Raw genomic sequence first — 12,708 nt, 5'->3', positions numbered from 1 at the left:
CTCGCTTCTCAGGATTGATCAGGCTTCGTCGACGACGCCGTTTTTCAGCACGCCGACACCTTCGGCTTCGACCTCGATGATGTCGCCGGGCTTCAGATAGCGCGGCGGGTCGAAGCGCGCGCCGGCGCCGGTTGGCGTTCCCGTCACGATGACGTCACCGGGCACCAGCGTTGTAAAGGTCGAGAGGTAGTTGATCAAATAGCGGAAGCCGAAGATCAGTCGCCCCGTGCGGTCGTCCTGCCGCGTCTCGCCATTGACCCGCGTGGTGAGACGGATGTCGGCGATCTGGCTTTCGTTGGTGTAGGGCACGATCCACGGCCCAAGGCTGCCGGTGGAATCGAAATTCTTACCCTGCGTGACGTTGAACTTGGCGTGCCGCACCCAGTCGCGGATGGTGCCCTCGTTGCAGAGTGTGACGGCGGCGATGTGGTCCAGCGCGTCGCTCTCCTTGATGTGCCGGCCGGCCTTGCCGATGACCAGCACCAGCTCACCCTCGTAATCGAGCTGGGCTGAGGCACGCGGGCGGACCAGCGGCGTGTTGTGGCCGACAAAGGAGCGCGGCGTCCGCATGAACATGCTCGGATATTTCGGCGCGTCCTGGCCGTCCTTGTATTCGGCGTTGCGGTCCGGGTAGTTGACGCCGATGCAGATGATCTTTTCCGGCGAGGGGATCGGCGGCTGCCAGGTGATCGCATCGAGCGCATGGTCCGGTGAGCGCTTCGCGGCGTCTTCGGCGAGTTTCATCAGTGCGCCATCGGCAATGGCTTCGCGCAGCGTCGGAAATTGCGTTCCGAAACGCGCGGAGAGATCGACGATGCCGGAATCGGTCACGGCGCCGTATTTCTGCGAGCCGTTAACAGTGAAAGTCGCGAGGCGGGGAGAGGCCATTTTCTGTTCCGTCAATCCGCAATCGTGACGTCGGCGACGAAGGCGGGTTCGCGCACCGCCTGGCCGGCAAAGGGCGTGCCTTCCTCGAACCAGGAGCGTGGCGCGGGCGCGCCCCACAGGGTCTGCCGGCGCGGGTCCTTCAGCGACCAGCGGAGCGGCTCGTGGTCGTGGTCGCCGGTGAAATAATCGCTGGTGTAGAGCTCGAGGCGATGGCCGTCGGGATCCCGGACATACAGGAAGAACGCATTCGAGATGCCGTGACGGCCGGGGCCGCGTTCGATGTTCTTCAGATAACCGCTGGAAGCCATCACGTCGCAGAGATGCAGGATGTTCATCGCGGTCGGCGTCCAATAGGCCATGTGATGCAGGCGAGGGCCCTTGCCATTGGTGATGGCGAGGTCATGGACATTGCCCTTGCGGTGCATCCAGGCCGCCGCGATGCGCCCGTTCGGCCCGTCTTCCTCGCCATATTCGGTCAGCCGGAAGCCGAGCCGGGCGTAGAAATCGACGGTGTTTTGCACTTCAGGCGCGAAGACGTTGAAATGGTCGAGCCGCTGCGGATGGCAGCCTTTGTAGAGGTCGTAGCGCCGCAAGAGATGCGGGCGCTTTTCCATCGACGCGTAAAGTTCGAGCTGAAAGCCGGCGGGGTCGGTGAATTGCAGGGTGCGGCCCTGGAACGGCTGCTCGACGAAGCCGTAAGTAATGCCGTTCTCGGAAAAGAAGCTGGCCGCCTTGTCGAGGTCGCCGTCATTGCCAACCTTGAAGCCGAGCCGGCTGCAGGCCGCGACCGGCGCCTTTCTTAAGACCAGTGAGTGATGCTGATGCTCCTCGCTGCCGCGCAGGTACACCGCCATGGCGTCGCTGTCCTCGACATGGAGGCCGACGGTGTTCTCATAGAAGGCGCGGCTCTTGTTGAGGTCGACGACATCGAGCACCGCGTGGCTGCAGCGGATGATGTTGAACGGCGGGTCGAAGGTGTGTGTTGGAACGGGCATGTGGTTTCCTCGGATTTGTCATTCCGGGGCGGTCCGCAGGACCGAACCCGGAATCTCGAGGTTCCGGGTTCGCTTCGCGCCCCGGAACGACGGTGGCCTTCAAATTCCCAGCTTCTGAATCTTGTGCGTCCCGCGGGCGAGCGAGACGTGCTTGGTCTCCATGTAGAAGTCGAACGAATAGTCGCCGCCGTCGCGGCCGATGCCTGATGATTTCATGCCGCCGAACGGCGTCGGCAGATGGCGGACGTTTTCGGAGTTGAGCCAGATCATGCCGGCTTCCAGCGCGTCCGCCACCCGCAGCGCCCGGCCCATGTCGCCGGTCCAGACGTAGCCGGTAAGGCCGTATTGGACGCCGTTGGCGATCTCGATCGCGTCCTTCTCGTCCTTGAACGGGATCACGGTCAGGAACGGGCCGAACACTTCCTCCTGCGCCACCCGCATCTTCGAATGCGCGCCAGTGACCAGCGTCGGCTGCACGTAATGCCCGCCGCCGGGCCCGTCATGCGGCTTGCCGCCGACCGCAATGGTGGCGCCGTCTTTCTTGGCGACGTCGAAATAGCTGCAGACCTTTGCCAGATGCCGCTCATGGATCAGCGGCCCGATTTCGGTGGCGGGATCGAGGGGGTGGCCGACCTTCAAGGCTTTCACCCGCGCCGTGAGATTCTCGATGAACTTGTCGGCAATGCCTTGCTGGACCAATAGCCGGCTCGACGAGGTGCAGCGCTCGCCGTTCAGCGAGTAGATCATGAAGACCACCGCATCGAGGGCGCGGTCCAGATCGGCGTCGTCGAATACGATCACCGGGTTCTTGCCGCCGAGTTCGAAATGAACGCGCTTCAGCGTAGGGGCTCCCTGCGCCATGATCGCCGAGCCTGTCGAACTCTCGCCGACGAAGCCGATCGCCTTGATGGCGGGATGCTCGGTCAGCGCCTTGCCGGCTTCCTCGCCCATGCCGTGGACGGTGTTGAGCACGCCGTCGGGGAGGCCGGCCTGTTTCGCCAGCTTTGACAGGAGGTCAGCGGTCACCGGCGACCATTCCGCCGGCTTGTGCACCACCGTGCAGCCCGCGGCCAGGGCGGGGGCGATCTTCCAGGTCGACAGCATGAACGGCGTGTTCCACGGCGTGATCACGCCGACCGGGCCGATCGGCACCCGGGTCGAGATGTTCCAGTGCTCCTCGGCGGGCATGTTGCGCCCGTCCCGGGCCTCCGCGCACTTGTCGGCAAAGAAGCGAAAATTTTCCGCCGCACGGATCGCGGCCTTGGCCATGAAGCGGTGCGCCTGGCCGGTGTCGATGCATTCGAGCACCGCGATGTCGTCGGCATGGTCCTCGATCGCGTCGGCTACGCGATGCAGCAATTTCTTCCGTGCCGCCGCAGACATCTCGCGCCAGGATTTGAAGGCAGCCGCGGCTGCGCTTGCGGCACGGTCGATATCTTCGGCATGGCCGCGCGCCACCGACGCCAGCACCGCGCCGTCGACCGGGGATTTCGTCTCGAACGTCTGGCCTGAAGTCGACGGCACGCTCTTGCCGTCGATCATATGCCCGATGCCCTCACTCCTTAATTTGGCGAGCAGGGGGACTGCGCGGTCGCGATTGGCCTGAAACAGGTCCTTCGGGGTCGCCTTATCCATGGAGAGCCTCCACTTTCAGAGCTTCGTGGATGTTGTTGCGTTTCCAGCTTGTTTCCTTGTCGTTGATCTGCATGTCGAACGACAGCGCGAATTTTTGGTTCGCGAACACCGGCTCAAGGTAGGCCGACAAGGCCCTGAATATATGTTCGCCGGCCTTCTTGCGGGTGGCGAGGTCGCGGCCTTCGCCGAGCCGCAGCACCATGTCGAGAAAGCTGTAATCCTGGCGGCCGTCGGCGATCGCATAGTGCTCGCACCTGACGGCGCGGACGCGAATACCTCCAAGCGGGAAGATGCCGGTCTCGACCGCGGCCTTCCGGACCAGGTCCACGACCGCGCCCATGTCGACGTGGCGATCGAGATTGCCTGAATATTCAATCGTGAAGTGCGGCATGTTGCGATGACTCCCGGCTTCCCTAACGCATCAGGCGAAGTAGCAGCTCACGGAACCGTAAGGTCCATAGTCCGCCTGGATCGTGTCGCCCTTGCGGGTCTCGATCGGGCGGATGAACGATCCCGCCAGCACCACTTGTCCGGCTTCCAGTGCCAGCCCGTTCGGCGCGATCTTGTTTGCAAGCCAGGCTACCGATGTCGCGGGATGGTTGAGAACGCCGGCCGCTAGCCCGGTTTCCTCGAGCTGGCCATTACGGAAGCAGAGCGCACCGATCCAGCGCAGGTCGGCGTCCATCGGCCGGATCGGGCGGCCGCCGAGCACGATGCCGGCATTCGCCGCGTTGTCGGCGATGGTGTCGAAGATCTTGCGGGTGGATTTGGTCTGCGGATCGACACGTTCAACCCGCGTATCCAGAATCTCAAGTGCGGGCACCACAAAATCGGTCGCGTTGAGCACGTCGAACATCGTGCAGTGTGGCCCCGCAAGCCGCGACTTCATCACGAAGGCGAGTTCGGCCTCGATGCGGGTGGCGATGAAGCGGTCTGACGGCACCAGCCCGCCATCGGCAAAGAACATGTCATCGAGCAGGACGCCGGAATCAGGCTCGTCGATGTTGAGCGCGCTCTGCATCGCCTTCGAGGTCAGGCCGATCTTGTGACCCTTCACGACGCGGCCCTGGGCGACTTTCATCTCGACCCAGGCTTTCTGAATAGCGTAGGCATCTTCGATCGTTATGCCGGGATATTCGAGCGAAAGCTGCCGGATCTGCTGGCGGCTCTTCTCGGCGCGATCGAGCCGCTCGGCGGCATTTCGGATTTCGTCGCTGGAAAGGGCCATCTGCGTCCGGCCTGGCGTTCGGTAAAAAGAGGGTGCTGAAATATGTTTAACATGTTAAGTTATATCCGGCAAACTGATTTGATGCTTGTTGCAGCGCAAAACTTTATCCTTCTCTCGATCAACGATTTCTGATGGCGGACGATTAGAGATGGCAGGCAAGAAATCGCCGAATGGATCGCGTTCGGACCCGGACGGAACGTCGGAGCCCCGCCGCGCGCCGATGCGTGAATTCTCTCGTTCGCTGCCGATGTCGTTGTTGCGCGCCCGTGAAGCGGTCATGCGCCAGTTCCGTCCCTCCTTGCGCAACCACGGTTTGACCGAACAGCAATGGCGCATCCTGCGCGCGCTGACGGCGGTCGACACCATCGAGGTGACCGAACTGGCGCGCGTCGCCTTTTTGCTGGGGCCGAGCCTGTCGCGAATCCTGCGCGACCTCGAGGCGCGCGACCTGATCGAGCGGCGGACCGCCAAGGCCGATCTGCGCCGCGGAGAGGTGTCGATCTCGTCCAAGGGGTTGAAGCTGATCGAGGCCGTCGCGCCGACGTCGGAAGCAATCTACGCCGAGATCACCAATCGCTATGGTGCGCGCAAGCTCGCTGAACTGCAGGACATGCTCGGCGAATTGGAGCGCAGCCTCGCCGCGATGGAAGTGGCCGGCGAGGGCGACGCCGGGCCCGACGAGTAAGCGCAAATTTGCATGATGCTAGTGGCCCGGTGCATAGCGGGCCGGCAAATGATTGCAATCATTTGGCTAATGGTAGACACGCGCGCGGTTTTTCGATCAAGTGCCGGCCAAGCCGGTCATGAAAACCGGTGCAGGAGTTCTCGGGTTTAGCCGCCGACATGCAGGCTTCCCGATGCAAGGACAGGGCTGAAATCCGGATATGGTCACAATAAAAGTCAACAATCTGATCGATTTCGTTGCAGAGGTTTTTTCCCATTCGGAATCCTCGCCCGAGGAAGCCAGGCGCATCGCGACCTACCTCACGACGGCCAATCTCACCGGACATGACAGCCACGGCGTGATCCGGGTTCCGGTCTACATTCGCTGGAAAAAGACCGGCAACGTCGTTCCCAACCAGACCCCCGAGATTGTCGTCGATACGCCGTCGCTCGCCGTGGTCGATGGCAAGTTCGGCTATGGCCAGACCGTGACGCCGTTCGCCGTGCGGACCGGGATCGAGAAGTGCAAGAAGGCGGGGCTGTCAGCGGTTGCGCTGCGCAATGCCGGGCATATCGGTCGCGTCGGCGACTGGGCCGAAATGGCCGCTGCCGAAGGGCTGGTGTCGGTTCATTTCGTCAACGCCGCGGGCTCGCTGCTGGTGGCGCCATTCGGCGGGGTCCAGAAGCGGCTATCGACTGCGCCCTATTGCGTCGGCATTCCGCGCCGGGGGCAGGACCCGATCGTGCTCGATTTCGCAACCTCCATCGTCGCCGAAGGCAAGGTGCTGGTGGCAAGCCGCGGCGGCAAGAAGCTGCCGACCGGCGCGCTGGTCGATTCCGACGGCACGCTGAGCGAGGACCCGTCCGTGCTCTATGGTCCCTACACCCCGGACGGGCCGCGCGACCATACCAAGGGGACGGGCGCGATCCGCGCGTTCGGCGAACACAAGGGCTCGGGTCTCGCCTTCATCTGCGAGCTGCTCGGCGGCGCTCTGACCGGCACCGGCGCCACCTCGGGCGGCCGCCAGTTCGCCAATGGCATGCTCGCCTTCTATGTCGACCCCAAAGTGATCGACACCAGCAATTACTTTGACGACGAAATCTCGCGCTATACCGACTTCATCCGGGAGACCAAGCCGATCGCAGGCGTCGATACCGTGCTGGTCCCGGGCGACCCCGAACGCAAGATGCGCGCCGAGCGCACCAGGAACGGCGTACCGCTGCCGGATGATACCTGGGCTGCGATCGTCAACACGGCCCGCGAGGTCGGCGTCAGCGAGGCCAGCATCCAGCGCGCCGCCAGCTAATCAACTCCGCGAACTCCAACTATCGTAACGATCACAAAGGGAAAGCGATCAATGGCAACCAACAACGTCAAGAAAGTATGGGCCTCGGGCAAAGCCGTGGTGAACGCGTGGCTCGCGATTCCGTCCGGCTTCTCGGCCGAAGTGATCGCGCAATGCGGCTTCGACAGCGTCACCGTCGACATGCAGCACGGCGTGCAGGATTACCTCTCGATGGTGCAATGCTTCCAGTCGATGCACGCCCATCCCGTAACCCCGATGGTCCGCGTGCCCTGGAACGAGCCCGGCATCATCGGCAAGGTGCTCGATGGCGGCGCCTATGGCGTGATCTGCCCGATGATCAACACTCCGCAGGAAGCCAGGAACCTCGTTCAGTACGCAAAATACCCGCCGAAGGGCACGCGCTCCAACGGCCCGATCCGCTCGGGCATGTACGGCTCGGCCGGCTCCTACCAGCAGACGGCCAACGACGAGATCGTGCTGCTGCCGATGATGGAGACCAGGACCGCGGTCGAGAACATGGAATCGATCCTCGACGTCGAGGGCATCGACGGCGTCTATATCGGCCCGTCCGACCTCGGCTTCTCCTATGGCCTGGTGCCGAAGCTCGACCGCGACGAGCCGGAGATCCTCAAGATCTACGAGAAGATCGCCAAGGAATGCGGCACGCGTGGCCTCAACCCCGGCATCCACTGCTCCGGCGCCGAAGGCGCGGTGCGCGCCATCAACATGGGCTTCAAGCTCGTGACGCTGTCGAACGAAGTTGGGCTGATGTCGACCTACGCCAGGATGCAGGTGAACCAGACTCGCAAGGATTCGGCCGGGAAGGCGTAAGCGGCGAAGGCACGAAATAGGGAGTGGCGAGGCGCGGATTGTTCAATTCGCCACTCGCTACTCGCCAACCCTGAGGAGGTACCCCAATGACCCCGGCACCCGTCATTCGCCTGCATCCTGACGACGGCGTCCTGATCGCGCGCTCGAGCCTGCCGCCCGGCATGGTGGTGGCCGATGGCGTCACCACGGTCGAGCGGATTCCGGCGGGCCACAAGGTGGCGATCAAGCCGATCGCCGTGGGCGAGCCGGTACGCCGCTACGGTCAGATCATCGGCTTTGCCACCGTGCCGATTGCACCGGGCCAGCATGTGCATACTCAAAACTGCGGCATGGGCGATTTCGCCAAGGACTATGCCTATGGCGTCGACGTCAAGCCGGTGCCGAACTTCGATCTGCCCGCGACCTTCGACGGCATTCGCCGCGCAGACGGACGGGTGGCAACGCGCAATTATATCGGCATTCTCACCTCGGTGAACTGCAGCGCCCATGTCGCCGGCATCGTCGCCGACATGTTCAAGAAGAATCCATTTACCGGCGATAACCCGCTGGCCGATTTCCCGAATGTCGACGGCGTGGTGGCGCTGACCCACAAGACCGGCTGCGGCATGACGCAGGACGAACCGCTGGCGCTGCTCCGCCGGACGCTGGGTGGCTACGCGCGGCATGTGAACTTTTCTGCCGTCGTGGTGCTGGGGCTGGGCTGCGAGGTCAACCAGATCGGCGGCCTGATGCAGGAACAGAAACTGGCCGGCCGGCTGCGCGCGATGGACATCCAGGAAGTCGGCGGCACCCGCAAGACGGTGGAAGCCGGCATCGCTTTCGTGAAGGAAGCGCTGACCGACGCCAATAAAGTGAAGCGCGAGCCGGTGCCGGCCAGCGAATTGACGGTAGCGCTGCAATGCGGCGGCTCCGATGGTTACTCCGGCGTGTCGGCCAATCCGGCACTGGGGGCGGCGAGCGATCTCCTGGTTGCCCACGGCGGCACGGTGATCCTGTCCGAGACGCCGGAAACCTACGGCGCCGAGCATCTCCTGACCCGCCGCGCGGTCAGCCGCGAAGTCGGCGAAAAGCTTGTCGGCCTGATGCGCTGGTGGGAGGAATACACCAAACGCGAAGGCGCCGAGATGAACGCCAATCCGAGCCCCGGCAACAAGACCGGCGGCCTCACCACGATCCTGGAAAAATCATTGGGCGCAATGGCGAAGGCCGGTAGCACCAATCTGGTCGACGTGCTGAACTACGCCGAGCCGATCACCAAGAAGGGCTTTGTCTTCATGGACACGCCCGGCTACGATCCGGTCGCCGCGACCGGGCAGGTGGCCGGCGGCGCCAACATGGTCTGCTTCACCACGGGGCGCGGCAGCGTGTTCGGCTGCAAGCCCGCCCCCTCGATCAAGCTCGCGACCAACACGCCGATGTACAAGCGGATGGAAGATGACATGGACGTCAATTGCGGCACCATCCTCGACGGCGAGGAAAGTGTGCAGCAATGCGGCCAGCGCATTTTCGAGCTGATGCTGAAAACGGCATCCGGCCAGCCGACCAAGAGCGAGAGCTTTGACTTCGGCGGTGCGGAGTTCGCGCCGTGGGTGCTTGGCGCGACGATGTGAGTGATTGATCCGTCGTTCCGGGGCGATGCGAAGCATCGAACCTCAGATGCGCAATTGCGCATCGGGGAACCTCGAGATTCCCCGATGCGCAATTGCGCATCTGAGGTCTGGTCCTTCGGACCATCCCGGAATGACAGCGTCAAATGTTCCGCACTTCCCGTAGGCACCACGTGCCCGTTGTTAATGCTTGATCCTACCCGGAACCAGTGTTCTGCTTAAAAAAGCCGCTGGAGTCTCCGGTCCGTGTCGATCTTCGTCGCACTACACCACGTCACGCACTACAAATACGACCGACCGATCGATCTCGGCCCGCAAACCGTTCGCCTGCGCCCGGCGCCGCATACGCGCACGCCGATCCTGAGCTATTCGCTCAAGGTCACGCCGACAAATCATTTCGTGAACTGGCAGCAGGATCCGCAAGGCAACTGGCTGGCGCGATTCGTGTTTCCGGAAAAGGCGTCCGAGCTGAAGATCGAAGTCGACTTCACCGCGCAGATGACGGTCGTCAATCCCTTCGACTTCTTTGTCGAGGGTTACGCCACCTCTTTTCCGTTTCAGTACACCAACGATCTGAAGACCGAGCTTGCGCCGTATCTCGCGACGTCAGAGCAGGGGCCGCTGTTCGCGGCGTACTTGAAGGAGATTCCGCGCGAGGCCGACAGCACCGTCAATTTCCTGGTCGAACTCAACGCGCAACTGCAGAAAAAGATCAGCTATGTCATCCGGATGGAGCCGGGCATTCAGACGCCGGAAGAGACGCTGGCTTCCGGCTCCGGGTCGTGCCGCGACTCGGCGTGGCTGTTGATCCATATCTTCCGCCATCTCGGCCTCGCGGCGCGCTTTGTCTCCGGCTATCTCATGCAGTTGCGTCCCGACATTGATCCGGTCGAGGGCCCGCGCGAGGTCGAAAGCGATTTTACCGATCTGCACGCCTGGGCCGAAGTCTATCTGCCGGGCGCCGGCTGGATCGGGTTCGACGTCACCTCCGGCATGCTGACGGGCGAGGGGCACATCCCCGTCGCCGCCACGCCGCACTACCGATCGGCAGCGCCGATCTCGGGCAGCGCCGGCTTTGCCAATGTCGATTTCGGCTTCGAGATGAGCGTCCGGCGCATCCGCGAGGCGCCGCGGATCACGCGCCCGTTCTCCGACGAATCCTGGGCCCGTCTCGATGCGCTCGGCGAGCAAGTCGACGCCGATCTCAACCGCGACGACGTGCGGCTGACCATGGGCGGCGAGCCGACCTTCGTTTCGGTCGACGATCTGGAATCACCGGAATGGAACATTGCCGCCATCGGCCCGACCAAGCAGGCGCTGGCGGACGAACTGATCCGCAAGCTGCAGGCCCGCTTTGCGCCGGGCGGGCTGCTGCATTACGGGCAGGGCAAATGGTATCCGGGCGAAAGCCTGCCGCGCTGGGCCTTCGGCCTCTATTGGCGCAAGGACGGCGTGCCGATCTGGAAGAACGCCGAGCTGATCGCGAAGATCGACAGCCCGCGCAAGGCCGGTATCGCGGACGCTCAAAAACTGATGGAAGGCATCGCCAGGCGGCTCGGCCTCGAACTTGATTACGTGATGCCGGCGTATGAGGACCCCGTGCATTGGCTGCAAAGCGAAGCGGCCTTGCCGGTGAATGTCGATCCCAGCGACTCCAAGCTGGCCGACGCGGAAGAGCGCTCGCGCATGGCGCGGGTGTTCGATGAGGGGCTCAACAAGCCCAAGGGCTTCGTGCTGCCGGTTCAGCACGCGGGCGCTGACGGTTCTGGCTGGATGAGCGAGTGCTGGCAGCTTCGGCGCGGCCATCTGTTTCTGATACCGGGCGACTCTCCGCTCGGTCTGCGGCTGCCGATGGCATCGTTGCCGCATGTCCCGCCGGAAGAATACCCTTATGTCGTCGAGCAGGATCCGATGGAGCCGCGGCTCGAATTGGCCGTCGAAGACAAGGACGCTGCGGCAGAAGACGTGCCGTCAAAATTGGCGCCGAAGCCGAAGCCGAAGCCGAAGCCGAAGCCGAAACCGAAGCCCAAGCCGGTGCGTACGGCGACGTCGGTCGAAGTCCGCGATGGCGTTTTGTGCGTATTCATGCCGCCGGTCGAAAAGGTTGAAGACTATTTCGAACTGATTACGGCGGTGGAAGCGACTGCCGAGGAACTGCAAATCCCGGTTCATGTCGAGGGCTATGGTCCGCCCTACGATCCGCGCGTCGAAGTAATCAAGGTGACGCCCGATCCCGGCGTCATCGAGATCAACGTCCAGCCGGCGCAAAACTGGCGCGAGGCGGTCGATATCACCTTCGGCCTGTATGATGACGCCGCAAAAGTCCGGCTCGGCGCCAACCGTTTTCTGGTCGATGGCCGCCACACCGGCACCGGCGGCGGCAATCACGTCGTGGTCGGCGGCTCGACGCCGCAGGATTCGCCGTTCCTGCGGCGCCCTGATTTGCTGAAGAGCCTCGTTCTGTACTGGCAGCGCCATCCGTCGCTGTCCTATCTGTTCTCCGGCATGTTCATCGGCCCGACCAGCCAGGCCCCGCGCATCGACGAGGCCCGGCACGACGGACTCTACGAACTGGAAGTCGCGCTGGCGCATGTGCCGCCGGCCGATATCGAGGCCCCGCTGTGGCTGGTCGACCGGCTGTTCCGGCACATCCTCGTCGACATAACAGGCAATACCCATCGCGCCGAAATCTGCATCGACAAGCTCTATTCGCCGGATGGGCCGACCGGCCGCCTCGGGCTGGTCGAATTCCGCGCGCTCGAAATGCCTCCCGATCCCAGGATGTCGCTGGCGCAGCAATTATTGATCCGCGCGCTGATCGCAAAGCTCTGGCGCGAACCCCAACAAGGCAAGTTCGTGCGCTGGGGTACGGCGCTGCACGATCGCTTCATGCTGCCGCATTTCCTCTGGGAGGATTTTCTCGGCGTGCTCGATGAGCTCCGGCAATCCGGCTACGAGTTCTCGCCGGAATGGTACTCCGCCCAGCTCGAGTTTCGTTTTCCGGCGTTCGGCCGCGTCCATCATGGCGGCGTCGCGCTCGAATTGCGGCAGGCGCTGGAGCCATGGCACGTGCTCGGCGAAGAGGGCTCGGCCGGCGGCACCGTGCGGTATGTCGATTCTTCCGTGGAGCGGCTGCAGGTCAAGGCGACCGGCTTCGTCGAAGGCCGCCATGTCGTGACCTGCAACGGCCGGCGGATGCCGATGACGCCGACGGGACGTTCCGGCGAGGCCGTTGCCGCCGTCCGTTTCAAGGCCTGGCAGCCGGCCTCGGGGCTGCATCCGACCATTCCGGTTCACGCCCCGCTGACATTTGACTTGATTGACACCTGGAACGGCCGCTCGCTCGGCGGCTGCGTCTACCACGTCGCCCATCCCGGCGGGCGCAGCTATGATACCAAGCCGGTCAATTCCTATGAGGCGGAAGCCCGGCGGTTGGCCCGGTTTCAGGATCACGGCCACACTCCGGGCAAGATCGACCCGCCGCCCGAGGAACGCACAAATGAATTCCCTTTGACGCTCGACTTGAGGACGCCGCTCCTGATCTAATCGGGAGC

10 protein-coding genes are annotated in these 12,708 nt (G+C 63.4%); 5 read left to right on the top strand and 5 right to left on the bottom strand.

The features are described 5' to 3' along the window. Window positions 1–18: 18 nt before the first annotated feature. The 5 genes from C7G61_RS06010 to hpaH form a co-directional block, all read right to left on the bottom strand. Complete coding sequence (locus C7G61_RS06010) at window positions 19–888, bottom strand: fumarylacetoacetate hydrolase family protein (protein ID WP_108513170.1); 870 nt, start codon at window positions 886–888, stop codon at window positions 19–21. An 11-nt stretch (window positions 889–899) separates the two neighbouring features. Further along, a complete protein-coding gene (gene hpaD / locus C7G61_RS06005; RefSeq protein WP_108513169.1) occupies window positions 900–1,883 on the bottom strand; it encodes a 3,4-dihydroxyphenylacetate 2,3-dioxygenase in 984 nt (327 codons plus the stop codon). Window positions 1,884–1,982: 99 nt separating this feature from the next. Further along, window positions 1,983–3,518 carry a 5-carboxymethyl-2-hydroxymuconate semialdehyde dehydrogenase gene (gene hpaE / locus C7G61_RS06000; RefSeq protein WP_108513168.1) on the bottom strand — a complete coding sequence of 512 codons (1,536 nt, stop codon included), beginning with the start codon at window positions 3,516–3,518 and terminating at the stop codon, window positions 1,983–1,985. Then, the gene (locus C7G61_RS05995) at window positions 3,511–3,909 is read right to left on the bottom strand and encodes a 5-carboxymethyl-2-hydroxymuconate Delta-isomerase (protein ID WP_108513167.1); all 399 of its coding nucleotides are present in this window, start codon (window positions 3,907–3,909) and stop codon (window positions 3,511–3,513) included. The genes hpaE and C7G61_RS05995 overlap by 8 nt, the downstream gene beginning before the upstream one ends. A 30-nt stretch (window positions 3,910–3,939) precedes the next feature. Next, window positions 3,940–4,746, bottom strand: coding sequence for a 2-oxo-hept-4-ene-1,7-dioate hydratase (gene hpaH, locus C7G61_RS05990; protein WP_108513166.1), 807 nt, complete (start codon window positions 4,744–4,746; stop codon window positions 3,940–3,942). A gap of 220 nt (window positions 4,747–4,966) precedes the next feature. On the opposite strand from hpaH, the gene hpaR reads away from it, so the two are divergent. From hpaR to C7G61_RS05960, 5 genes are all read left to right on the top strand, one after another. Further along, window positions 4,967–5,431 (top strand): homoprotocatechuate degradation operon regulator HpaR, encoded by a 465-nt coding sequence (gene hpaR / locus C7G61_RS05985; RefSeq protein WP_244608142.1) that lies wholly within the window; start codon window positions 4,967–4,969, stop codon window positions 5,429–5,431. 199 nt (window positions 5,432–5,630) lie between these two features. Beyond that, complete coding sequence (locus C7G61_RS05980; protein ID WP_108513164.1) at window positions 5,631–6,716, top strand: malate/lactate/ureidoglycolate dehydrogenase; 1,086 nt, start codon at window positions 5,631–5,633, stop codon at window positions 6,714–6,716. Between the two features lie 51 nt (window positions 6,717–6,767). Beyond that, a complete protein-coding gene (locus C7G61_RS05975; protein ID WP_108513163.1) occupies window positions 6,768–7,547 on the top strand; it encodes an HpcH/HpaI aldolase family protein in 780 nt (259 codons plus the stop codon). Window positions 7,548–7,633: 86 nt separating this feature from the next. Continuing rightward, window positions 7,634–9,157 carry a UxaA family hydrolase gene (locus tag C7G61_RS05970; protein WP_108513162.1) on the top strand — a complete coding sequence of 508 codons (1,524 nt, stop codon included), beginning with the start codon at window positions 7,634–7,636 and terminating at the stop codon, window positions 9,155–9,157. A gap of 243 nt (window positions 9,158–9,400) precedes the next feature. Next, window positions 9,401–12,700: a transglutaminase family protein gene (locus C7G61_RS05960; protein ID WP_108513161.1), complete on the top strand. Its 3,300-nt coding sequence runs from the start codon at window positions 9,401–9,403 to the stop codon at window positions 12,698–12,700. Window positions 12,701–12,708: the final 8 nt, after the last annotated feature.

This window comes from Bradyrhizobium algeriense (genome assembly GCF_003062295.1).
In the GTDB taxonomy this organism is placed as follows: Bacteria; Pseudomonadota; Alphaproteobacteria; order Rhizobiales; family Xanthobacteraceae; genus Bradyrhizobium; species Bradyrhizobium algeriense.
This window is presented reverse-complemented; position numbering and strand designations above follow the sequence as displayed.

Bases quoted from the DNA above. Each gene is read 5' to 3' on its own strand.
- C7G61_RS06010 (WP_108513170.1), bottom strand. From the start codon at position 888: ATGGCCTCTCCCCGCCTCGCGACTTTCACTGTTAACGGCTCGCAGAAA.
- hpaD (WP_108513169.1), bottom strand. From the start codon at position 1,883: ATGCCCGTTCCAACACACACCTTCGACCCGCCGTTCAACATCATCCGC.
- C7G61_RS05970 (WP_108513162.1), top strand. From the start codon at position 7,634: ATGACCCCGGCACCCGTCATTCGCCTGCATCCTGACGACGGCGTCCTG.
- hpaH (WP_108513166.1), bottom strand. From the start codon at position 4,746: ATGGCCCTTTCCAGCGACGAAATCCGAAATGCCGCCGAGCGGCTCGAT.
- hpaE (WP_108513168.1), bottom strand. From the start codon at position 3,518: ATGGATAAGGCGACCCCGAAGGACCTGTTTCAGGCCAATCGCGACCGC.
- hpaR (WP_244608142.1), top strand. From the start codon at position 4,967: ATGCGTGAATTCTCTCGTTCGCTGCCGATGTCGTTGTTGCGCGCCCGT.
- C7G61_RS05975 (WP_108513163.1), top strand. From the start codon at position 6,768: ATGGCAACCAACAACGTCAAGAAAGTATGGGCCTCGGGCAAAGCCGTG.
- C7G61_RS05980 (WP_108513164.1), top strand. From the start codon at position 5,631: ATGGTCACAATAAAAGTCAACAATCTGATCGATTTCGTTGCAGAGGTT.
- C7G61_RS05995 (WP_108513167.1), bottom strand. From the start codon at position 3,909: ATGCCGCACTTCACGATTGAATATTCAGGCAATCTCGATCGCCACGTC.